17 protein-coding genes, 1 pseudogene and 1 other annotated feature are annotated in these 24612 nt (G+C 25.6%); of the genes and pseudogenes, 16 read left to right on the top strand and 2 right to left on the bottom strand.

What is annotated here, in order from left to right; all coding sequences use genetic code 11:
* The first annotated feature begins 213 nt into the window (after positions 1-213).
* Together ACYUCG_RS00980 and ACYUCG_RS00985 are read left to right on the top strand one after the other, a co-directional pair.
* A complete protein-coding gene (locus ACYUCG_RS00980; protein ID WP_460267875.1) occupies positions 214-3243 on the top strand; it encodes a glycoside hydrolase family 2 TIM barrel-domain containing protein in 3030 nt (1009 codons plus the stop codon).
* A gap of 425 nt (positions 3244-3668) precedes the next feature.
* Entirely contained in the window at positions 3669-5108 is a 1440-nt protein-coding gene (locus ACYUCG_RS00985) for an FAD-dependent oxidoreductase (protein WP_460267876.1), read from the top strand.
* 351 nt (positions 5109-5459) lie between these two features.
* Here ACYUCG_RS00985 and ACYUCG_RS00990 read toward each other — a convergent pair whose 3' ends face one another.
* Positions 5460-6839, bottom strand: coding sequence for a GntP family permease (locus tag ACYUCG_RS00990; RefSeq protein ID WP_460267877.1), 1380 nt, complete (start codon positions 6837-6839; stop codon positions 5460-5462).
* A 578-nt stretch (positions 6840-7417) separates the two neighbouring features.
* On the opposite strand from ACYUCG_RS00990, the gene ACYUCG_RS00995 reads away from it, so the two are divergent.
* The 12 genes and pseudogenes from ACYUCG_RS00995 (at position 7418) to ACYUCG_RS01050 (ending at position 21888) form a co-directional block, all read left to right on the top strand.
* Entirely contained in the window at positions 7418-8200 is a 783-nt protein-coding gene (locus ACYUCG_RS00995; RefSeq protein WP_460267878.1) for an alpha/beta fold hydrolase, read from the top strand.
* 70 nt (positions 8201-8270) lie between these two features.
* Positions 8271-8495 (top strand) — a binding site (T-box leader).
* 155 nt (positions 8496-8650) lie between these two features.
* The gene (gene aspS, locus ACYUCG_RS01000) at positions 8651-9940 is read left to right on the top strand and encodes an aspartate--tRNA(Asn) ligase (RefSeq protein ID WP_460267879.1); all 1290 of its coding nucleotides are present in this window, start codon (positions 8651-8653) and stop codon (positions 9938-9940) included.
* A 487-nt stretch (positions 9941-10427) separates the two neighbouring features.
* Entirely contained in the window at positions 10428-12077 is a 1650-nt protein-coding gene (locus ACYUCG_RS01005; protein WP_004459559.1) for an isopeptide-forming domain-containing fimbrial protein, read from the top strand.
* Between the two features lie 89 nt (positions 12078-12166).
* Positions 12167-13006, top strand: coding sequence for a class C sortase (locus ACYUCG_RS01010; protein ID WP_004459553.1), 840 nt, complete (start codon positions 12167-12169; stop codon positions 13004-13006).
* Positions 13007-13014: 8 nt separating this feature from the next.
* Positions 13015-13857 carry a class C sortase gene (locus ACYUCG_RS01015; protein ID WP_283704107.1) on the top strand — a complete coding sequence of 281 codons (843 nt, stop codon included), beginning with the start codon at positions 13015-13017 and terminating at the stop codon, positions 13855-13857.
* Positions 13858-14020: 163 nt separating this feature from the next.
* Complete coding sequence (locus ACYUCG_RS01020) at positions 14021-16807, top strand: vWA domain-containing protein (RefSeq protein ID WP_460267880.1); 2787 nt, start codon at positions 14021-14023, stop codon at positions 16805-16807.
* A gap of 235 nt (positions 16808-17042) precedes the next feature.
* A pseudogene (locus ACYUCG_RS01025) lies at positions 17043-17522 on the top strand (helix-turn-helix domain-containing protein); the annotation flags it as partial.
* A gap of 267 nt (positions 17523-17789) precedes the next feature.
* Positions 17790-18500 (top strand): hypothetical protein, encoded by a 711-nt coding sequence (locus ACYUCG_RS01030; protein ID WP_252597713.1) that lies wholly within the window; start codon positions 17790-17792, stop codon positions 18498-18500.
* Between the two features lie 349 nt (positions 18501-18849).
* On the top strand, positions 18850-19662 hold the full coding sequence (locus ACYUCG_RS01035; RefSeq protein WP_283678859.1) for a DUF438 domain-containing protein: 813 nt from the start codon (positions 18850-18852) through the stop codon (positions 19660-19662).
* A 177-nt stretch (positions 19663-19839) separates the two neighbouring features.
* Positions 19840-20538: an iron-sulfur cluster repair di-iron protein gene (ric, locus tag ACYUCG_RS01040; RefSeq protein WP_283678866.1), complete on the top strand. Its 699-nt coding sequence runs from the start codon at positions 19840-19842 to the stop codon at positions 20536-20538.
* Positions 20539-20696: 158 nt separating this feature from the next.
* On the top strand, positions 20697-21014 hold the full coding sequence (locus ACYUCG_RS01045; protein ID WP_164800289.1) for a hypothetical protein: 318 nt from the start codon (positions 20697-20699) through the stop codon (positions 21012-21014).
* 163 nt (positions 21015-21177) lie between these two features.
* Complete coding sequence (locus ACYUCG_RS01050; protein WP_460267881.1) at positions 21178-21888, top strand: Crp/Fnr family transcriptional regulator; 711 nt, start codon at positions 21178-21180, stop codon at positions 21886-21888.
* A 254-nt stretch (positions 21889-22142) separates the two neighbouring features.
* Here the strand turns inward: ACYUCG_RS01050 and rd are convergent, their stop codons facing one another.
* A complete protein-coding gene (rd, locus tag ACYUCG_RS01055) occupies positions 22143-22304 on the bottom strand; it encodes a rubredoxin (protein WP_116485082.1) in 162 nt (53 codons plus the stop codon).
* Between the two features lie 649 nt (positions 22305-22953).
* On the opposite strand from rd, the gene ACYUCG_RS01060 reads away from it, so the two are divergent.
* Both ACYUCG_RS01060 and ACYUCG_RS01065 read left to right on the top strand, forming a co-directional pair.
* Positions 22954-23655, top strand: a complete 702-nt coding sequence (locus tag ACYUCG_RS01060; RefSeq protein WP_283680124.1) for an FAD-binding oxidoreductase — start codon at positions 22954-22956, stop codon at positions 23653-23655.
* Positions 23656-23873: 218 nt separating this feature from the next.
* The gene (locus ACYUCG_RS01065; protein ID WP_003461384.1) at positions 23874-24584 is read left to right on the top strand and encodes a Crp/Fnr family transcriptional regulator; all 711 of its coding nucleotides are present in this window, start codon (positions 23874-23876) and stop codon (positions 24582-24584) included.
* The last annotated feature ends 28 nt before the right edge of the window (positions 24585-24612 follow it).

Below are 24612 nucleotides of genomic sequence, written 5' to 3' on the forward strand. Positions count from 1 at the left end.
TTTATATATTAGTTATTAAAATTTATAAGATTATAAGAAACATTATAACATATTTTAGAACTTTTTAACTATTCTAAAAGATTAATTTACATATTAACATTTAATTATGGGTAAAAACTATTTTGAAAGATGATTTATATGGAATTATGTTTCTTAAATATATAATCATGTTTCATGAATACATAATTATTTTAAATGTATTGGGAGGGTAAAATGATATTAAAAAATGAATACCATGAAGATATTTCTAAGCTACATGTAAATATGATGCCAAGAAGAAGTTATTATGTTCCTTTTGTGGATACTGAGGAGGCTTTAAATATTAAAGATAGAAGTAAGCAAGTTAACTTCTTTTCACTTAATGGTAAATGGGAATTTAATTACTTTGATAGCTTACAAAAAGTGAAAGAGTTTGATGATATAAATCAAATTAGTTTTTCAGATAATATTGATGTGCCATCTCTTTGGCAATTAAATGGATATGATTATAATCAATATACTAATGTAAAATATCCAATTCCTTTTGATCCACCGTTTGTTCCTATAAACAATCCATGTGGAATTTATAAGAGAGATTTTGAAATTGAAATACTTCCTGAAAATTATGATTATAATATAAACTTTGAAGGCGTTGATTCCTGCTTTTATTTTTGGATAAATGAGAACTTTGTTGGGTATAGCCAAATATCTCATAGCATATCTGAGTTTGATATTACAGAATTTTTAGTAAAGGGTAAAAATACAATTACAGTCTTAGTTTTAAAATGGTGTGATGGAACTTATTTTGAAGATCAAGACAAGTTTAGAATGTCTGGAATTTTTAGAGATGTATATATATTAAGAAGAGCAAAGGAAAGAATAGTTGACTATAAAATAACTCAAAGTATAGATTTTTCAGTTAAAGAAGGAAAGTTAGATCTTGAAGTTTTATCTAATATAGAAAATCCAAAAGGGAAATATTATTTGTTAAATCCTAATAATCACATGATAGCATCTGGAGATATAGATAATAATAAAGTCCAAATCAATATTAAAGATGTAGAACTTTGGAGTGCTGAAATACCTAATTTATATACCTTATTAATTGAAACAGAGCATGAGGTTATAAAAGAAAGAATAGGTATGAGAGAAATTAAAATAGAGGACTCTGTTTTAAAAATTAATAATAAAAAAATAAAGTTAAGAGGAGTTAATCATCATGATAGTAATCCAACTAAGGGATATGTTATGACATATGATGATATGATTCTAGATTTAAAAATAATGAAAGAGTGTAATGTTAACTCTATAAGAACAGCTCATTATCCTAAATCTCCAATTTTTTATGAGTTATGCGATGAATATGGTTTTTATGTTATGAGTGAGGCAGATATTGAAATTCATGGGGTTGTTGAACTATATGGATTAGGATATTTAGATAATTATAATATGATAGCTGATGATAAAGTTTATGAAAAGGTTATTATTGATAGAGTTGATTCATCTATAGTTCCTTTTAAGAATAAATCTTGTATTTTCATGTGGTCTCTTGGAAATGAGTCAGGATTTGGATGTAACTTTGAAAGGGGATTAGAATATGCTAGAAAATTAGATCCTACACGTCCATTTCATTATGAAGGTGCTCATTATGCTAGCAAAGAAAGAGAAAATGACTTTACAAATATTGATGTTATTAGTCGTATGTATATAAGTATAGAGGAAATCAAAGATTATTTTGAAAAAGGAATAGACAAGCCATTAATATTATGTGAGTATGCACATGCTATGGGAAATGGTCCTGGTGGATTACAAGATTATGATGAAATGATACAAAAGTATGACCAGTTTGCAGGGGCATATGTTTGGGAATGGTGTGACCATGCAATACTTATTAATGAAGATGTTAATGGTAAAAAAGCATATGGATATGGAGGAGATTTTGAAGAGGAAAATCATGATGGAAACTTCTGTGTTGATGGTTTAGTTTATCCAGATAGAACTCCTCATACTGGATTATTAGAATATAAAAATATCAATAGACCTATAAGAGCCATAGAATTTGATGAAATTAAGAAAAGAGTTAAGCTTAAAAATATGCTTGATTTTAGGGATGTTGGTGAATTCTTAGATGTTACCTATAAAGTATTTTTAGATGGAGAAATAATTTTCGGAGATGATATAGATATAGAAAGCTTAAAAGCAAAAGAAGAAAAATGGTATGATTTAAGCCTATCAGAATTACCAAAGGGAATTATCACTATATTATTTGAGTATAAAGTGAAAAATAATAATCATCTTTATGAAAAAGGTGAAGTTCTAGGCTTTGACAATTTTATCATAAAAAATGGAGTAGATAATATCTCATCTGTTGATAAAATCTTAAAAAGTACTATTAATGAACAAAAATTTTATGTAGAAGAAACAGTTAATAAGATTAAAGTTATAAATAATGAGTTTATTTATAATTATAATAAAAATACAGGTTCCTTTGATTTTATTCAAGCATTAGGAGAAACATTTATAGATAATCCAATGAAATTTATTATTTGGAGAGCACCTACAGATAATGATAGAAAGATTAAAAATCTGTGGATTGAAGCTGGCTTTAATCAAATTACTACAAGAGTGTATAATAGTAAAATTAAGGAGTTTTCAAATAGGGTGGAGATAACTAGCGATTTAAGCTTGATACCACCATATAGAGAAAGAGTCCTTGATATTAATGTAACATGGAGTATCTATTCAGAGGGGTTAATTAAGTGCAATGTTAAAGGAAATAAAAATATGAAAACACCTTATTTACCAAGGTTTGGTGTAGAGCTTAAGCTTAATAAATCCTATGAAGAGGTAAGTTACTTTGGATTTGGACCACATGAAAATTACGTGGACAAAAATTCATCTTGTTATTTAGGAAGATTTAATTCTAAGGTTTCTGAAATGCATGAAGACTATATAAGACCTCAAGAAAATGGAAGTCATCATTATTGTAGAGAAGTAGCTATTAATAATGAAAAAGGAAAGGTTTATGTTTTATCAGAAAATGACTTTACCTTTAATGTTTCACACTTTTCTTTAAATCAATTAACTAATGCAAATCATAATTTTGAGCTTCATGAAGAGGAGGCAACTTATTTAATTGTAGATTATAAACAAAGTGGTATAGGATCAAATAGTTGTGGCCCTGATTTAGATGAAGAATATAGACTAAATGAAAAAGAATTTTCTTATGATTTTTACTTAAAATTTGTAAAAGAAAATATATAGGATAATTAAATATAATAATTTTTAAGAATAATTGCTGTCTTATATAGTGCTTGAAAACACTATATAAGATAGCATTTTTTATTTTAGTCTTAATACCAAATTTAAATTTATTTTCGTATATAGGTCTAATTAATAACTAGATTTTAAAATTACATAGGAACTCTAAATTTGTTAGCTGAATTATTAAATTTGAATATTGTTGTCAGTTTATTTTTAGTAATTGTTTATATGAAAAATTTTAGCTTATTTTTAAAGCATATCACATTAACACATAGGACAATTTCAGAATAAGTTATTAGTTTATATTATGTGTGAATTTAATTTTAAAGGATATTCTCCTTTAAAATTTTTGTGGTATTTTAAATATATTTATGTAAATATGCAAAATATATCTTATATATTATAAAAATAAATGAGGTGAACTTATGAAATCTGTATGGAGTGAAAGTTGTAAATTTAGAAAGAGAGAAGCTTTAAATAAAGATATAAAAACTGATGTTTTAGTTATTGGAGCTGGAATAGCAGGGATATTGACAGCATATATGTTAAAGCAAAAGGGGAGAGAGGTAGTTGTAATTGATGCAGCTGAAATAGCAAGTGGTAATACAAAAAATACCACAGCGAAGATTACATCTCAACATGATTTAATTTACAGTAAATTAATAGCAGAGTTTGGAGAAGAAAAAGCTAGACAGTATGCAAAAGCAAATGAGCTTGCAATAAAAAAATATAAAGAAATCATTGAAGATAAGAGAATAGAATGTGATTTTGAAGAAAAACCAGCATATGTTTATTCTTTAAATGAAGTAGATGTTCTTAAAGAAGAGACAAAAGTGGCTAAAAACCTTGGCATTGATGCCGAATTTGTTCAGGAAGCAAATTTACCTTTTAAGATTAAAGGAGCTGTTAAATTTAATAATCAAGCACAATTTAATCCACTTAAATTTTTAAGAGGTATCTCAAATGAATTAGTTATTTATGAAAATACTAGAGCTTTAGAAATAAAAGAAAATCTAGTAGTTACAAGTGGAGGAAACATAACTGCGAATAATATAGTAGTAGCCACTCATTATCCAATAATGAATGCTCCTGGATATTATTTTATGAAAATGCATCAAGAAAGATCCTATGTTTTAGCCTTGGAAAATACAAGTGAAATTGATGGAATGTATATAGACCTTAATAAAGAGGGCTATTCTTTCAGAACTTATAATAATTTATTATTACTTGGAGGAATAAGTCATAGAACAGGAGAAAATGAAGAGGGTGGAAGTTATGATGAATTAAGAAAAGTTGCTAAAAGGTTATATCCAAAGGCAAAGGAAAAATATTATTGGTCAGCTCAAGATTGTATGACTATAGATGGAATACCTTACATAGGAAGATATTCTAGTGAAACTCCAAATATATATGTTGCTACAGGATTTAATAAATGGGGAATGACAAGTTCTATGGTTTCAGCCATGATAATATCAGATATGATATTAGAAAAAGAGAATGATTTTTCAGAAATATTTTCTCCAAGAAGATTTGATTTATCTTTATCAATAAACAATATTGCTAATGATTTAATTGAAACAGCTAAGAATTTTATTGCTCAAAAAGTATATATTCCAAGTAGCGAAATAGAGCATATTAAAAATGGGCATGGAGGAATTATTGAATATAATGGTGAGAAGGTTGGGGTTTATAAAAATAAAGAGGGAAAAGAGTTTTTTGTATCAACAAAATGTACCCATTTAGGATGCCAACTTAGTTGGAATGCAGATGAATTAACATGGGATTGCCCTTGTCATGGGTCAAGATTTGATTATAAGGGAAGATTAATAGGAAGTCCAGCTACTAAAGACCTTGTAGGTGATTAATAATATTATGAATGTAAATAATAATACTAACCAAGAAGGTACTACTTCAAGGGCTAGATAAGTGAAGGATAGTTTTTAATTGGTTAATATTTAACTAATTGAAACCTATTATGACAATAGTAAAAGATTTAGCTAAAGAACTTAATAGCATTTTTTTAATAGAATAAAAACTGTAAAAGAGCTGTATCAAAATATAAAAATAAAACTTACAAATATGATAAATAGAATTTCTAGCTAAGATTTATGAACACATGTAAATTAATATAATTATTATGTGAAGCTAGTAATTTTAAAAATATATTTGTAAGTTTTATTGTTAAGTTTTAAAAAATAATATTTAAAATTTTAGTATTAAACAGCAAATTTCATAGAAACTAATAAGACTATTACAGCTGTTGTAAATATAGGAATAAGGACAGAGGTTACAAACATATCCTTATAAGCTTCTTTATGAGTTAAACTACAAATGGCTAAAGTAGTAATAACTGCTCCATTATGAGGAAGAGTATCTAACCCTCCAGAAGATAGAGAGGCTATTCTATGAAGGATTTCTGGTGAAATTTTCATAGCCTGACTCATCTGTAAGTATGTTGGAGCAAGAGCATCTAAAGATATTCCAAGTCCTCCAGAGGCTGAGGCTGTAAGTCCACATATTAAGTTAACCGATAAAGCTTCAGAGATTATTGGGTTTGATGAAACTCCAAATATAACTGATTGTATAAGAGTGAACACAGCTAGTGATTTTATTACACTTCCATATCCAACTATGGCACTAGAATTTAATAGTGGTTTAAATGAGTTAGTAACTCCTTTATCTAATACTGATTTTAAGTTTTTTATTTTTTTAAAGTTAGTTATTATTAAAAATAAGTCTGCTAAAACTATAGCAATTATTACACTCCAAGTTCCAGAAACATTACTTAAAGTTGTATTAAATTCTTTAAGGTAGCTTCCATCTATATTTTCATAGTAAACTTTTGAAAAGAATAAGTTAACTATAAAAATTATTATTATAGGAATTATTGCTTTAAATATACTAGGTAAGTTTTCATAGTTTTCATTAACCATTGAATCATTATGATTTCCATATCCCTCACCCTTAGCTTTAGCTGATTTTGCACGTCGTGTAAGCCATATCATGCCAAGAGTTAGCATCATAATACTTGCTAATAATCCTATAAATGGTGCTGCAAAAGTATCTGTACCAAAATATTTCATTGGTATAACATTTTGAATTTCTGGTGAACCTGGCAGAGCAGTCATTGTAAAAGTAAATGCTCCAAGAGCTATTGTTCCAGGTATAAGTCTTTTAGGAATATCAGCTTCTCTAAATAATGTAGAGGCAATTGGATAAAGAATAAATGCCACTACAAATAAGGAAACACCACCGTAAGTAAGTAATGCTCCAGAAAGAACAACGGCTAGTATTGATTTTTCTTTTCCAAGTTTTTTAGTTATAAAGTGAGCTATAGATTTAGCATAACCTACCTCTTCCATTAACTTTGCAAAAATTGCTCCTGTCATAAAAAGAGGGAAATAATTTTTTATAAAACTTGCAAAGCCAGACATATATATTTCAGTATAACTAGCCATTAAATGTCCATTTAATCCAGTAGTAAGAAGTATAGTTACTAATGCTACAATGGGAGCTGTTATTATTGTTGAGTACCCTTTATAAGCAAGATACATTATAAGTATTAAGGATAATATTAAACCTAAGATATTTGTCATTATGATTAAATAGCTGCATCTAAAAAATAACCTTTTTATAAAACACACAAACATATTCCTATAATTACTAGATTTTGCTAAGAATTTATAATTATTACTCCGAAGATATTACTAAAGTTTCGAAACTTAAGTGAAAGACCAAATTTTTAATTTGGAATTTTGAACTTATGCAATCGAACTTTGAGAGATTGTATTCCTAAGAAATTAACAGTCTCAGCTTCTTAACGTAATATCATCTACGTAATAATTTTAATTCTAAAGCTTATCTAGATATTCTCTTCATACTATTTTTGAGTTTTATTTTTATATTTCTATACAGCTCTATCTCCTTTCTTTAGTTAAATTCATTTATTATTTTTTCTATTTTATATTTATAAATTCATCAAATCAAATTAATAATTTTGATTTGATAAAATATTATATCATATAATAATTTATATTAAATAAAATTAAGAGGTGAATAATGGCAAATAGCTTCTTTATTAATCGTTTACTAAGCTGTGTTATAATATTATTTGTATAAAAGTTGTTTATAAATGATTTATTTTAAAAGAAAGTATTCTAAAGGGTGTTTGAGTATGGCATATTTTAAATATAAAAATCAATCTTGTTATTATGAAGAAATAGGTGAAGGAAGACCATTATTATTTTTGCATGGTAATACGGCTTCTTCAAAGATGTTTTCTCTTATTGTTGATAAGTATTCATCAGATTATAAGGTGATTTTATTAGACTTTTTAGGACATGGAAAATCAGATAGACTTGATAAATTTCCAATAGATTTTTGGTATGATCAAGGAGAGCAAGTTATTGAATTTTTAAGACAAAAGAAATATAAAGATGTTTACATAATAGGGAGTAGTGGAGGAGCATTGGCAGCAATTAATGCCGCTTTAGAGGCACCAGATCTAGTTGATAAATTGATTGCTGATAGCTTTGAAGGAGAAGTACCTTTAAAAGCATATACTGAAAACATAGTCAAAGAAAGAGAATTTTCTAAAAAGGATGAAAATGCTAGAGGGTTTTATGAATACATGAATGGAGATGATTGGGAAAGCATAGTGGATAAAGATACTGAAATGACTTTAGAGCATGAAAAGAAAATAGGTAAGTTTTTTCATAAACCGTTAAATGAATTAAAAGCTGAAATACTTATGACTGGAAGTAGAGAAGATGATATTTTAAGCTTAAATAATAAAGACTTTTTTAATAATACCTATAAAGATCTTATTAAAAAGATAGGACATGGTCAATATTACATTTTTGAAAAAGGTGGACATCCTGCAATGTTTTCAAATTATGAGAAGTTCATTAAAATAAGCAAAGAATTTTTTTATAATAATAGAGTAAATATTAAATAAAATTAATATATATTTAGTAGAAAAATAAATATTGACAAATTGAAATTATTCTAATAAAATATACAAAAAAGTAAATTCTTTGAAAGGAAGAGTAAATATATACTTAGTATGCAAAGCGAGTAGGGTTGGTGTGAGCCTATGAGAAAGGTAATATTGAAAGACATTCTGGAGAAGCTTATCTGAAGTGTTAAGTAGGATGAGACGGTTTTCCTCCGTTACAGGGATCTGAGATGATAATGTATTAATACATTGTTGAATTAGGATGGCACCGTGAATATATGCATTCGCTTCTATTATGAGAGTGAGTGCTTTTTTTATATAGAAAAGAGCTCATTCTATATAGTGTTTTTATTTTAATTCAATTAAACATTATTAAAAAGGGTGGTACCGCGAAATTATTTTGCCCCTTGAGTTTTTACTCAAGGGGATATTTTTTTGGAGGTAAAAATTATGAAAAGAAGTTTAATAAATGAATTAAAAAATCATTTGAATGAAAATGTGTGTATTAAGGGATGGATATATAAAATTAGAAGATTAAAATTTATAACGTTTATTATTATAAGAGATAGGTCTGGATTAGTTCAGTGTGTTGCTGAAAATGAAAAACTTGATTTATCAAATTTAACTGTAGAATCTGTAGTTTCTATTGAAGGAACATTAAAAGAGAGTAAAAATTCATTAAATTCCTTTGAAATACAGGTAGAAAATATAGAGATTATAAATAAGGCAAAAGAAGAGCTAAAAATAGAAGTAAATAAAGAAACTTTAGATATAAATTTAGATACTATGCTCAATAATAGAATGTTAAGTTTAAGGCATAAAAAGATAAATGCTATTTTTAAAGTTCAAAATATAATAACAGACTCATTTAGAGAGTTTTTAAATAAAGAAGGTTTTACAGAAATTCATACCCCTAAGATTGTTAAAGAGGGAGCTGAAGGTGGAACAGAAGTTTTTGAGGTGAAATATTTTGAAAATAAAGCATATTTAGCACAAAGTCCTCAATTCTATAAGCAAATGATGGTTGGTGCAGGGTTTGAAAGAGTTTTTGAGATTGGTCATGCATATAGAGCTGAGGAACATAATACCAATAGACACCTTAATGAATATGTAAGTATGGACTTAGAAATTGGATTTATTGAAAATGAGTTTGACATTATGAATTTAGAAGAAAATTTACTTAAATTTATATTAAACTCTTTAAGAATTAAAGGAAAAGAATATCTAGAGTTATTACAAGTTGAATTGCCTGTTATATATGAGGAAATACCTAAAATAGAATTTAATGAGGCAATAGAGATATTAAAAGAACAGTATAATAAAAATGACTTAGATGGTGACTTAGACCCAGAAGCAGAAAAACTTTTATATAAGTATGCAAAAGAAAAACTAAATAGTGATTTTCTATTTTTAACTAATTATCCAAGAAAAAAAAGACCAATGTACACAATGCCTAAAGGAGAGAATGGAACTCATAGTTTTGATCTATTGTTTAGGGGAATAGAGATAACAACAGGTGGACAAAGAATACATGACTATGGAATGCTAGTAGAAAATATGAAATATAAGGGGCTTAACCCTAATAGTTATGAAAGTTATTTAGAGTTATTTAAATTAGGAATGCCTAAACATGGTGGATTGGCTATCGGTCTAGAAAGAATAACAGCAAGAATTTTAGGGTTAGAAAATGTTAGAGAAGCAACCTTAATTACTAGAGATAGAAAAAGGCTTGTTCCATAGAAATAATAGAAGTATTTAAGAATATTACTTTTTAATGAAATATATTAATAAATTAGACTTAGAAAATATTGTTTTAATTGGAGAATAAAAAATTTAAAATAAGAAATATAAAAATTATTAAAAATATGCAATGTATAAAAATATATTAGATTTAAAAATTCATTATATTAAAATTAAATTTTAAGAAAAAATAAGATTTATAGTATGCTGATTAAATAATCAGCATACTTTTTTTATGAGAAATTTTATCAGATAAAGTTCTTTTTTTTTCTTTCTAAAAAAAAAAAAAAGAACTAACTATAATTCAAATTAATAATATAATGTGTATAAATAGTAAATATTGTTTAGTATACAATGTTATTTAGGAATTTTTATTTGAGTTTAGTCAATTGGTAGTATAAAAAATGTACATTAGAATATTCCCTACATATTTTTAATGTTATATTTTTGAATCTATTTAAATAAAAATAAGAAAGGGTTATTAAGTATGGATAAGAGAAATTTTTTAATTAAAAAAATGATTTCATTTTTAGCTGTTTTTGCTATGTTTCTTAGCTTTGGCTCGCCATTAACAAGTAAAGTAGTAAAAGCTGCTGGACAAGCTCCTAGTGATAATGATAAAGCATTGGGAACAGTACATAATGTAGCAGAAGGAAGTACAGTAACTGCATATCAAATTGTAAAAGGAAATTATAATGAGAATGGGTTTATTAGTTATGTTTTCAATAGTGCTTTGGGAAATGGATTAAATATTAAAGATCCAACAAAACCAACTCAAGAAGAAATTCTTGCAATTGCAAAAGATACTAATGCTTTAAATAGTTTACCATCTAATGAAAAAATTACAATGACTCCTGGAGAAGATAAAACAACTTATACAGCAAATTTAAATGCAGGTTATTGGTTAGTAATAGCTACTCCTAAAGATGAAGGTACTACTATTTATAATCCAATGTTATTAGGTATTTATTACAATAAAGGTGGTAGCGATAATTCAATGGAACAAGGCTTAATTGATGCTAATACAAATTGGAACCTAAATGGTACTGAAGCATGGGCTAAAAAAATAGAGCCTACTATAAAAAAGGAAATTGAAAATCCACACAATGGTAATAATAAAGGTGCAGACCAAGCTGTTGGTGAAAATTTTAATTTCAAAGTAACTGCACTTATTCCAGGATATTCAAAAGAATATACTAATGTAAAATATATTATTACAGATAAATTAAGCGAAGGATTAGATTACAATGATGATTCTATCAAAGTGACTGTAAATGGACAAGTCATTCAAGAAGGAGAAAATACTTTTAAATTTACAAAAACAGATGCTCAAAACATAAAAATAGATTTCAATTCTAATTATATTCTTGCAAATGGTGGAAAAGAAGTTATTGTTACATATAGTGCAAAATTAAACAATGATGCAAAATACAACTTTGATCCAAACACAAACGATGTTACTTTAGAATATAGTAATAATCCAGATACAACAAAAGATAGTACTAAGATACATGATCGTACTTATCAATATACATTTGGTATAGATGCTGATTTATTTGCTTCAAGACAAGATAAAAATAAGGTAACAAGAGAAATTATAAAAGTTGATGAAACTGGTAAAGTTTTAGATCAACAAACAGAAAATGTAATGGAAACTGGTCAAAAGGTAGAAGGGCCTTTATCTGGGGCTGAATTTACATTAACACCTAAAAATGGAACGCCAGGAAAAGTACTTACTGCAACTTCAGATAATAGTGGTAAATTAAAATTTACTGGTTTAGCTACTGGTGAGTATGAGTTAGTGGAAACTAAAGCTCCAGAAGGATATGCTTTAAATAACACACCTCAAAAAGTAAAGATTACTGCTACATATAATCCAGAAGGTACTTTAAAGAGTTATAGTATAACAATTAATGATCAAAATACATCAACATATACAGCAACCTATGAACAAGATGGAAGCATTAAAGAAATTAAAGATGATACAAAAACTTCAATAATCAAAAATACAAAATTAAGTCAATTACCATCTACAGGTGGAATGGGTACATACATATTCACTTTTGTAGGAGTTACTTTAATGGCTGGTGCTATAGGAAGCCACTTCTTATTTGGTAAGAAAAAATCAAGAGTATAGATTTACATGGAGTAATTAATATTACTTAGGTAATTAAATAAATTCGTACTAGGTAATTCTAGTACGAATTTTTTCTATAGGAGGAAATATTGAAAGGCGTTAAGAAGATTTCTATTGTTTTAATATTTATACTTGGATTAAGCATAGCATTTTATCCATTGATAAGTGATCAATGGAATAAATATAGGGCTAATAAATTAATTGCTAATTATGATAATGTTGTTAAAGAAATAAAACCTGATGAAATTAAAGAGAAAATAGATGATGCTAGAAAGTACAATGAAACATTAATTGGTGGGGTTGTACCAGATGCTTTTTCTGTTAGAAATGGTATTAAAGATAAGGAGTATGAATCATTATTAAATATAAATAATGATGGAATAATTGGAAGTGTTGAAATTCCATCAATTGATGTTAACATACCAATTTATCATTATACTACAGATGAAGTATTGGCTAAGGGGGCTGGTCATCTTTTGGGTAGTTCGTTACCTGTAGGTGGAGAGAGCTCACATACTGTTATTTCAGCTCATAGGGGATTACCAAGTGCTAAGTTATTTACTGATTTAGATCAACTTAAAGATGGAGATTTATTCTATTTTCATGTATGCGGTGAAACTTTTGCATATAAAGTAGATCAAATATTAGTTGTTGAGCCAGAACAAACTTCTGAATTAGCAATTAAAGAAGGTAAAGACTTGGCTACTTTATTTACATGCACCCCGTACTCAATTAACTCACATAGATTATTAGTTCGTGGACATAGAGTTCCATACGATAAAAAAGAAGAACTTCAAGAGAAAGAAAAAGTAAAAAATGTACAACCATATTTCTTAATAGTAGAAATTGCATGTATTATTGGAGGAATATTATTAGCTTTAATTTTGGTTAAATTACTTGACTTTATTAAAAAAAGACGAAAAGAGTGATTAATTTTATGAATAAAAAAAATAATAAATTAAGTTTAATTTTTTCATTTTTAATTTTCTTTATTGGAGCTAGTATATTTTTTTATCCAACTATTAGCGACTTATGGAATAAACATATAAATAATCAATTAGAAGTAAAGTATAGTGAGAAAATCTCAAAAGAAAATACTGTTGAAAAAGATAGAATTTTAAATAAAGCAATAGAGTACAATAAACAGCATTTAGTCAATATGGTTAAAGATGTATTTAGTAATAATGAATATTCAAAAGATAATGTATATTATTCATTACTTAATCCTAATAATGATGGCGTTATGGGGATTCTAGAAATACCTAAAATAAATCAAAAACTAATTATTTGGCATGGAGTCGGAAAGGAAGCTCTTGAAAATGGGTGTGGACATATTGAAGGAACATCACTTCCAGTTGGTGGGGAAGGAACTCATGCAGTTTTAGCATCACATAGTGGTTTTACAAATGCACGTTTATTTACTGATTTAGATAAGTTGAAAAAAAAAGATTTATTCTATATTAAAGTTTTAGATAAAAAGCTTGAATATGAAGTTGATAAAATTTCAGTTGTATTACCATCAGATCTTTCTCAGCTAGCTATAGAAAAAGGAGAAGATTTTGTTACATTAGTTACTTGTACCCCATATGGAGTAAATAGTCATAGGTTATTGGTTAGAGGAAAACGAGTGAATCATTCTAATGATTATAAACAGATAAAAAATAGTTATATAGACAACTCTAATAAAAATAAGAAAACTTATATTTCTATAGTATTAATAGCAATTATCTTAATAGTAATTATTACTATTAAAAAGATAGTAAGAAATAAATCTAAATAAAAAAGACAGTGCTAATATTTTTACTAAGATAAAATAGTTGTAACTTGAAAAATATGGTATTGTTTTGACTTAATTTTATTAAAGTAGTGTATTAATCTTAGTCTTAGCTATTTTGTTTATACTTTCACTATTAAGTGGAGTAAATATGGAGGTGATTTAATTTATGAATAGTAAGGGTATAACTACGAAAAAATTAACGTCAATTATAAGTTTAATAATGACAGTTGTATTTTTAAGTATTTTATTGCCTACTAATTTAATAAAAGCAGAAGAAAATTCTCATAGCATGTCTGTTGAAAAAGTATTAAATTCAGAAATGTATAATAATTTCAATAATGAAATATTAAACAATAAAAGTAGTATTAATTACACTACTGATAATAATAAAGGTACATGGCCAGAATATTGGGAGTATGGAAATGTAAGTAATAAAAATAAAATAAACAAAAGTGTATATGGTAAGAATCAACCATTAGAATATAATGAAGGTTTTTTGACAAAGAAAGCTTATACAACAGATGAAGATAATGTATTTGACATTAATCTAAAGATTCAAGGGAAAAAAAATCAATCTTTAAAAAAAGATGTGGTTTTCCTTTTAGACAATTCAAATTCTATGACAACAAATAATCGTGCAATAAAGATTAAAGAACAAATTAAAAATGTTATGGATAAGCTAAATACTAACAATACACGTTATGCACTTGTTACGTATGCCTCAACAATTTTAGATGGAAGGTATTATCATTTAATTGATAGATCTATAGGGGATAATCAATATACAGTTTATAAAGGTTATACAAGTAACCAGTGTTATCTAAATTTTACTAGTAATATTCAAGAGATTTATAATAAAATACCTGCTACTGTTCCAAATCAGAGAAATAATGGTTATGTAGGGGGAACATTTACTCAAGAAGGATTATTGAAAGCAATAGAACTTTTGAAAAATAGTGATGCTGATGAAAAAATTATTATTCATCTCACTGATGGGTTACCAACATTTTCTTTTCTTTTAAAAGAGTTTGGGGGAAATGAAAAAGCTATTTTTGATTATAACACTCAATATAATGGTATTGGTGTACGTGGATTTGGGACATCATACTTTTTTAATACTAAAACTCAAAAGCCGTATATATATTCTAGAGAAGAAGTATATTCTGCTTTAAATCGTTCAACAAATAAAAATGAAGCAATATTGAATAATGGTTTTCCAACTACTTTAGAAGCAGAGAATATTAAAAAGGAGAATCCGGACATTAGTATTTACACTATTGGGATAGAACTTAAAAAAGAGGTATATAAATGGGATGATTACAGAAAATATTATAATGCTGAAGGTGTCGCTGAACTTCCAGAAATAAAAAAATTCTTAGAATCAATTTCTTCTAGTCCTGCTGAAGCTTTTGTTAATGATAGTGTTGATGATATTGATGAGATTATTAATAAAATTATTGACAAAATAAAGAACTCAATAAATGATGGTACGGTTATAGATCCTATGGGTGATATGGTTGATATTATTAAAAATGGAGAATTTAATAATGAGGATTATAAGTTAACAGCATCTAATAATAAGTTATTAGAAGGTGTAAAAGTAGGATATAATGAAAAAAATAGACAAATAATTCTTACAGGGTTAAATTTAGGTGAGAATGAATGGGTTGAATTAAATTATAAAGTAAGATTAAATACAAGCAACCCTGACTTTAATGGAGATTTTTGGTATCAAGCTAATAAAAGAACTGTTTTAAACCCTAATAGTAAAGAGCCAAATGTTTTTCGTGACTTTGTGATACCTTCTGTTTATGGAAAAAAACCATCAATAGAAGTTAAATTAAAGAAGATATCGAGTGAAACATCAAAACCACTAGCTAATGCACAATTTAATCTTTATAATTCAAAGAATGAAAATTTAGGTTCCTTTACAACACAAGAAGATGGAGAAGTAAGTCTTGGGTATTTACCAGAAGGAGAGTATAAGTTAAAAGAAATAAACCCACCAAAAGGGTATATTTTATCTAAAGACTTTATTAATTTTAAGGTTAAGAATGGAAAGGCTATACAAGATGGAAATGAAGTAGAATTTATTACTGTAAGTAATAAAGTTAATAGTATACGTATAAAGAAAACTGATGATGCAAAGTTAGAAGCTGATGCTAAATTTTTAAGTGGAGCAAAATTTGAATTAAATAAAGCTAATGATAAAAATTTTAAACCTTTAGTAAAAGAAACTGATGATAAAGGAGAAATAGAATTTAAAGAGATTGAACCAGGTACTTACTATTTAAAGGAAGTTCTTGCTCCAAATGGATATGAATCAATTAAGGAAAATATCGGACCAATTGTAGTTGATAATACTGGTGTAGTAACAATTCCTTGGGAGAAATTAAAAAGTAATGATGTAGAAAAGTGGAATAATCAAGAGATTATTCGTATAAAAAATAAAAAGTTGAAATCAGCTGTATACATAGATAAAGTAGATGCAATAAATCCAGGAATAAAGCTAAGTGGAGCAAAATTTTCACTTTATACTAATGATGAAAATTATAAAAATAATAAAAATCTGGTAAGAAATGGTGTTAATTATTATTTAATAAGTGAAAAAGTATCCAATGATGAAGGGAGAATTGAATGGGATAATCTTAATTCAGGACAAGAATATAAATATCTTATTCAAGAGACTGAGGCACCAAAGGGATACACTGTAAGTGGAAAAGAAATATTATTCCATTTTAAAGATAATATTGTTGTTATAGATAATGATAAGGATGTACAAGCACTTGCTAATGTAAATGGACAAACTATTTTTATTAAAAATGCTAAAATATATAAGCTTCCGTCATCTGGCGGTATCGGAGTGTATCCTTTCTTACTTATAGGAACAATATTAATTACATTAAGTTTAAGTTTTTATTTTAAGAGTAAGGCTTTAAATAAAAAGATATAAAATACTTAATTTAAATATATTAAATGTTATTTAAAATAAATTGAAAAGAGCGAATCAAAAATTAATACTTTGATTTGCTCTTTTCATTCTAAGATATAAAATATTATATCTTAATCTAAAATAAGCTCTCTTAGACTAATAGCCTTAATCTTTTATAAATTTGGTTACAAAAAATTATATATAATAGCCTAAATTTTTTTGTAATTAGATAAGATTAAATATGAAAGGAGTATAAATGTTTAAAGAAGAATTATTAGAAAGGTCAAAAAGAATTCAGTTAAGTATATTAAAAAAAATTTGTTTTAATAATGGGAAAATATCTAAAAATGATCTGTGTAACAATTTAAATATTTCATTCCCTACATTAAGATCATATATAAAGGAAATCGAATTCTTATTAAAGAGTAATAATTGTAAAAATACTCAGATAATATGTACTAAAAATTATGTTTTATTAAAATGTGATAAACATTTTAATTTAGATAAATTAACATCAAAATTAATAGAAAATTCCTTAAAGTTTAAACTTCTTAAATATTTATTTGAAAAAAATTCATCCATGTTAAGTACTATAAAAATATGTAATGAATTGAATATTAGTAAGTCTACTTTAAATAAAAATATTATTGAATGTAATAACATTTTACATAACTTTGATATATGTATAAAAAAATTTAAATTTATAGGCTCACCGATTCAAATTATATATTTTTTTTATTTGCTTTTTATAAATACTGGAGTGATTTTAAATGATGAAAGTTTTTTATGTAATAATTTAGTTGTTTTTTTTTATGAAAAATTTAATATTTCTTTAAATTCAAAACAAAAATATCGGTTAAGTGTATGGTTATTTACTATTAATAAAGGATTTTCTTTTTTAAAAAAGGATTACAAATTTATTAATCTTCATAAAGAAATTCTAGAAAGCTTAAATAATAATATATTATTCTTAGATTTTAGAAAATTTTTTGAAGAAATTTATTTGAATAAAAGTTTAAATCAATACTTAGCTTATATAACAACATGTTTCTTATTAAGTTTTAATATTTTACCTAGTGATTTTATTTACAAAAATTACGAGTTTAAAAATAGTAAATCTTATAAAATATATGATTTTATAATTAATGAAATTAATCAATTATATGTATATCCTATACATATAAATAATATTTTAAAAGAAAATATATTAAGTATATGTTATAGGTTTTATTTCTTTAAAGGAATTTTTTATTCAAATGACTATATAACAAGGAAATATTACTTAAACAAATTTTCAAATCACTCTAGGATAAAGTTTGTTGAAAATCTATTGTTGAAATTACATAATTTAGATGGGTATGATAAGACAAATGATGAGTTCTTTAAATTTGTAATAATTATTACTTTAAGTTATATAAATGGAAAAACTAAAAATTCAATAACTATAGGTATATTATCATATAATGAAGATTTAGTTTTAATACCTAAAATTATTAACTTAAATGATTATCTAAGAAAAAAATTTGATATAAATATAGAAATATATAATAAAAACAAAAATTATGATTTAGTATTATCAAATATAGTTTCGAACAATGATAAACTATCTAATAACTACCGAAAAATGTATTTTTTCACAAATTTAGATGAACAATATGATTTAAATAATATTGTAGAAATATTAAAAGAAATTGATAATAGTATTGAATACTAAAATTATGAATAGGAGTATTAACAAAGTTTATGCAGAGAATTATATAAAAATTCAATCAAAAATATCAGAATTTTTTAAAGTGGATAATTTAAGAAAATCATTTTTGAAGGTTCCATCATTATTTATTACGTATGGACGAAAATAAGATAAAAGGTAAAACTGTAGATTAAATATTCTACAGTTTTTTTATTTAATTTTTCTAATGTGACCCCGGTCATATTTAAGATAAGCACTTTGAAATTATAATAGCATCATAAGAGAGAGGCGATAAGCCAAATAAATAATAAGAAATTTTTATTTATAGGAGGAAGTAGTTAGCATAAATTTATTATGCTATTGAAATTTATATATGGAAAATAAAAAAGTAATATTAAAAGATGGACAAGCAAAAGTTATTGATTCTAGAAGAATAAACATGTTAACTGACTTTTTAAGAAGAATAAATAAAGAAGGTATAACTAAAGAATTAAGAGAAGAAGGATTAGATATTGTAAAGTCAATTGATCCCTTAGAATTATCAATTGCAGAGCAAAACTTAATAGATGATGGAATGGAACCCAGTGAATTAAGACATTTATGTGATATACATATGGAAATACTTAAGGACGAACTTGAAAGGTTAAAAAGCAATATATCAAGGGGGCATATCTTAGATACTTTAGTTGAAGAGCATACAAAAATATTAGGATTATTAGAAGAACTTGAGGTGGTTACTAGTAAAATAGTAAAAATGGATAAGTATAATAAAGAAAATGCAGAATTTTCAAAGGCTTTAGAAATAGTACAAGGTATTTTAGATGCAGAACTTCATCATAAGAGAGAAGAAGATGTATTATTTCCAGAGTTAGAAAAGAGAGAGATTACTGGTCCAACAAGAATAATGAGATTAGAACATGATCAATTAAGAGAGAAAAAGAGAAGATTAAAAGAATTAATAAAAGTAGTTGAATATCTTGATTTTGAAGACTTTAAAGATAATCTTCAATCTTTATCTAAAGAAATTTGTTTTGAACTTAAGGATCATATATTTAAAGAAAATTATATTTTATATCCAACAGCTTTAGAGGTTATAAAAGATGAAAAACTTTGGAAGAGTATGAGAGAAAAATGTGATGATATAGGATATTGTCCATTTACTCCAAAGGAATGTATAGAAAAATAGGTTAAGATTATATTTCGGTTGAATGTTGATTTTAGCTGGTTCTTTAGATGAAATTTAGTTTATTAAAGTATTTTTATTACTTTATTATTAAGATTAACTTAAAGTTCTATGTAAAAATCAACACTAGCAAAAATAGTTTGTTATAAATGTGTGATTAAAAATTAGGAGGAAAGCACTATGGAAAAATTAATTAGAAAAGACTATAGTTTAGGAGAAGTTGTTACTGTTTATCCAGTAGTTGTTAAGAAATTTAATGATATGGAATTAGATTATTGTTGTGGTGGAAGTAAGAGTTTAGAAGTAGCACTTAAAGAAAAAGGTATTGATGTTGATAAATTTGTTGAAGATTTAAATAAAGAATTCAAAGAGTTTAAATTTGAAAATTCTCAATATGTTGATTGGAGAGAAAAATCTTCAGAAGAGTTAATAAGTCATATAGTTGAAACTCATCATGGAGAGACTTTTAGATTATTAAAAGAAATAGATCCATTGATGGTTAAGGTATTTAGAGTACATTTTTCACATGATCCAGAACTTTTAATGAAAGTTCATAGCCTTTTTGGAAAGTTAAAATGTGAATTAGAAGAGCATCTACTTAAAGAAGAGAATATTTTATTCCCACTAATGATTAAGTATGATAAAGCAAAGGATAAAGAAGAAAAGAAAGAAATAGAAGAGGATATAAGAATCATAGTTAATGAACATGAAGCTGCTGGTGACATATTAAAAGAATTAGCAGAAGTAACTGCTGATTATAAAGTTCCAGAGTGGGGATGCATAAGTTTTAAGTTACTATATGATTATTTACATGACTTAGAAAAAGATTTATTTATACATATACACAAAGAAAACAATATATTATTCCCAAGATATTAATAGTTATAAAGATTATTATAATTATATATGAAAAGTAAAAATATTGAAAATATTTTCTGAATATGATATTTTTAAATAAAGAAAATAGATTGTGTTTAATGATTAATTTACACAGAAAGAAGTTTTAGTTATTTAATATTTTTTCTAAGGAGGTATTTATGAGCTTTCAGTTTAAATTAAATTTAGTTATTTCAAAAATAATAGCTTTTTTAGGGGTATTAAGTATATTAACTATAATTTTAGAGCTTTTAAAAATACTTCCTCGTGAAATAATGTCTTATTTAGTTGGATTTAGTTTTGTAGTATCTCCAATATTATTTATATCATCATTGATTAATTATATATTAATATTATTTATTAAAAATTATAATTATGAGAAAAGCTACGCTAATATGAAGTGGAGTATAGGGCTTACTTTCATAGGATTAATACCATTTATGTTTTATTTTATTATGATATTGATCTTTGGTTTTTAATATTGGTATTTTGGATTAGAAAATCAAATGTTTTTATAAATTTTAAGTTTAAAAGAAACATAGGAATAATTCCTATGTTTCTTTTTTTATTAAAGATTAAGTTTTATAGTAGAATATTAAATAAAGAAAAAGGATAAATAAAATAGTAAGGAGGAAGATATAAATGGAAAAGACATGTACATGTGGATCATGTAAAGAACCTTGTGCTAAAAATATATCTATTTTCTCAACATTATCTAATGAAGAGTTGTTAAAAATAGTTAATATGACTCAACATAAAAGTTTTAAAGAAAATGATGTTTTATGTAGAGAAGGGGAAAAATCAGATAAGCTTTTCTTAATTAGAGAAGGCAGGGTAAAGATATGCAAAATAACTAAAGAGGGAAAAGAACAGATAGTGTATGTACTATCTAAAGGAGATTTTTTTGGAGAAAATAATATCTTTACTAGCAATAATATTAGCAACTTTTCAGCTTATGCAATAACAGATGTAAAGCTATGTATTTTAAAAAAAGAGAATTTAGAAAAAATACTAATAAAAAATCCAGAGATATCATTAAAAATAATACAAGAGATGGCAGATAGAATAAATTCTGCTGAGAATTTAGCACAAACCTTAGCTACTAGGGATGTAGAAGCAAGATTAGCCACTGTATTAATAGAATTTATGGATAAGTATGGTGAGAAGAATAAAGAAGGAATATACATAAGTTTACCTCTGAATAGAGAACAGATAGCAAATTATTGTGGTATAACAAGAGAAACTGTAAGTAGAAGACTTTCAAAATTTGATAAGTTAGGAATAATAAAGTTACAGGGGAATAAGGGTCTTATTGTTAAGGACAAAGAAGCGTTATTTAGCTTAGCTGAATAGTTAAAAGGGTATTATATATTAGTAAGTTGAAAATATTTTAACAAGGCTATATTTTTAAGTCTGATTTGATTTTAGACTTCACTTAATGATTTAGTTATTAATAAGTGGTTTATAGCTTTAATCAAATTTACTTTAAAATATAGCCTTTAAATAGATAATAATCTTTATAAAACTTTTGATTTTTATAATAGAACTAATTAGATATACTGTCTTAGTTTAGGAGTGTATTATAAGGTTTTATATACACTTCTAAATTATTCAACTTTAGAAAAATGAGTTTTATCTAGTTTACAAAGTGGACATACCCAAGTATCTGGAATATCTTTAAATTCGGTACCAGGAGCCACACCATTATCAGGATCTCCTACAACTGGATCATAAATATATCCGCAAACATCACATACAAATTTTTCCATTATTAAAACCTCCTTAGAATTAATAGATATGTTATTTTATTATGTTTAATTATTAAATAAATTATGTCTAAAAATATTAATTAGTATTAGATTTATTAGAAATTATAATATATGTAATTTTAAAAATCCCAATAAGTATAGAAGAATTAGTATTTTTATATTTGGATAGTATATTATTAAAGTCAAAGACTTGTTTTGGGTAAATATAATTTTTAAATGTGATGCCAGTCATATTTCGTAGCAATTATTGTAGATATAATAAATCTATAATAGAGAAGTAAAGACTAAGATGTTAATATTAATAGCATATAAACACATATTAATAGCTTTATATATATATAATATTTAAATAAACTTATAATTTTCGTTTTTATTTTTATAAAACCCTAAAGTAATATATAAAACCTATAAATTAAGAATTTCGATGTACAAATATAAATTAGTTTCTACTTACTCTATTAAATTTATATAAAAATATAAATTTAAAATTATAGGTTTAACTGTAAGTAACAATATATGAAGTTTCATTAAGTATTAATTTAAGTCATATATTGTTACTTATTTAATAATTATAAACTTATGATAAGTGTAATGAGGTGATAATATAGAAAATGTTTGGAATGGATTTAGACAATTAGAAATATTTAAAATAGAAGAAGAGGCAAAGGATATAAAATCATTTTACCTAAGAGCTACTGATGGTAAACCATTAAAAGAATATAAATGTGGTCAATTTTTACCTCTTAAAATAGAAACTGATGATGAAGTTATAAAAAAAGAAATGAGAAGATATAGTTTATCAGGTGATCCCAAAAAGAATTATTATAGATTAACAATAAAAAGGGTGCCTAATGGAAAGGTAAGTGGATATTTTCATGAATCTATTAATGTAGGTGATACAATATTAGCAATGCCTCCATTTGGGAATTTTACATTAACAGAAGATAGTAATAAGCCTTTAGTTTTACTATCAGGAGGTATAGGAATAACACCTATTTTATCAATGCTATATGGAGCTAAGGAACAAAGCAGAGATGTATACTTTGTGGAAGCTGTATTAAACTCAGATAATCTAGCTTTAAATTCAGATGTTCAAGGAATTAAAAAAGTAAAGAATTTTAAGGAAATAAAGATATTTAGTGAGCCATTAGAAAGTGATATAAAAGGTAAAGATTTTGATGAAGAGGGATTTATAACAAAAGAATGGATAAAAAATAACTTGCCTTTAAATGGAGAATTTTTCTTTTGTGGTCCAACTTTATTTATGAAAAGTATAAGAAATAGTTTAAAAGATTTAGGCGTTAAAGAAGATAATATTAATTTTGAATTCTTTGGAAAAGAAGAGTTTTAATAATTATTTTTTAGATTTTAATATAATAACACTTAGTATATTAAAAATTTGGATTTAAAATGTTATAAAAAGTAGTTAATTCTTAAGAATTAACTACTTTTGTTTTTAATAATATTATATGCTTATATTTTTAAAAACTTATGATATATTGATAGTTATTAATAGCATTTGTTAAAATTGATATGAAATACCAAAAGATAAAAGGAGCGTATAAATTTGTGATTAGATTATGTAATTGTGCATCAGATAAAGGACCATGTGCTAGGAATATAGCTATTTTCTCATCATTATCAGATGAGGAACTATTCAAAATAGTCCATATGACAGAACATAAGGAATTTGATGAAAATGATACATTATGTAGGGAAGGTGAAATATCAGACAAGCTTTTTTTAATTAGAGAGGGAGAAGTGAAAATATGTAAAATTACTAAAGAAGGAAAAGAACAAATAGTATATATATTATCCAAAGGAGATTTCTTTGGAGAAAATAATCTTTTTGTTAATAGTAATATTAGTAATTTTTCAGCTTATGCAATAACTTCAGGTAAGATGTGTGTATTAAATAAAAAAAGTTTAGATAAAATACTTTTAGAAAATCCAGAAATATCAATAAAAATAATAGAAGAGATGGCTAATAGAATAAACTTAGCAGAGAATTTAGCACAAAATCTAGCAACTAAGGATGTAGAAGTGAGAATAGCATCAGTGTTAGTAGAATTTATGAATAGATATGGAATTGAAAAGGAAGAAGGAATATATGTAAAGTTACCACTTAATAGAGAACAAATGGCAAACTACTGTGGTGTTACTAGAGAAACTGTAAGTAGGAAACTATCTAAATTTGATAAAACAGGAATAATAAATTTACATGGAAATAAGGCAATTATAATTAAGGATATAGAAGCTTTATTAGATTTAGCAGAGTAAAGTAAAAAGCCTAATAAATCTATATGAT

Source organism: Clostridium sp. CTA-17, assembly GCF_054767895.1.

What these genes read in the sequence shown, in the direction of transcription:
- ACYUCG_RS00980 (WP_460267875.1), top strand. Translation starts at nt 214, where the DNA reads ATGATATTAAAAAATGAATACCATGAAGATATTTCTAAGCTACATGTA.
- ACYUCG_RS00985 (WP_460267876.1), top strand. Translation starts at nt 3,669, where the DNA reads ATGAAATCTGTATGGAGTGAAAGTTGTAAATTTAGAAAGAGAGAAGCT.
- ACYUCG_RS00990 (WP_460267877.1), bottom strand. Translation starts at nt 6,839, where the DNA reads ATGACAAATATCTTAGGTTTAATATTATCCTTAATACTTATAATGTAT.
- ACYUCG_RS00995 (WP_460267878.1), top strand. Translation starts at nt 7,418, where the DNA reads ATGGCATATTTTAAATATAAAAATCAATCTTGTTATTATGAAGAAATA.
- aspS (WP_460267879.1), top strand. Translation starts at nt 8,651, where the DNA reads ATGAAAAGAAGTTTAATAAATGAATTAAAAAATCATTTGAATGAAAAT.
- ACYUCG_RS01005 (WP_004459559.1), top strand. Translation starts at nt 10,428, where the DNA reads ATGGATAAGAGAAATTTTTTAATTAAAAAAATGATTTCATTTTTAGCT.
- ACYUCG_RS01015 (WP_283704107.1), top strand. Translation starts at nt 13,015, where the DNA reads ATGAATAAAAAAAATAATAAATTAAGTTTAATTTTTTCATTTTTAATT.
- ACYUCG_RS01020 (WP_460267880.1), top strand. Translation starts at nt 14,021, where the DNA reads ATGAATAGTAAGGGTATAACTACGAAAAAATTAACGTCAATTATAAGT.
- ACYUCG_RS01035 (WP_283678859.1), top strand. Translation starts at nt 18,850, where the DNA reads ATGGAAAATAAAAAAGTAATATTAAAAGATGGACAAGCAAAAGTTATT.
- ric (WP_283678866.1), top strand. Translation starts at nt 19,840, where the DNA reads ATGGAAAAATTAATTAGAAAAGACTATAGTTTAGGAGAAGTTGTTACT.
- ACYUCG_RS01045 (WP_164800289.1), top strand. Translation starts at nt 20,697, where the DNA reads ATGAGCTTTCAGTTTAAATTAAATTTAGTTATTTCAAAAATAATAGCT.
- ACYUCG_RS01050 (WP_460267881.1), top strand. Translation starts at nt 21,178, where the DNA reads ATGGAAAAGACATGTACATGTGGATCATGTAAAGAACCTTGTGCTAAA.
- rd (WP_116485082.1), bottom strand. Translation starts at nt 22,304, where the DNA reads ATGGAAAAATTTGTATGTGATGTTTGCGGATATATTTATGATCCAGTT.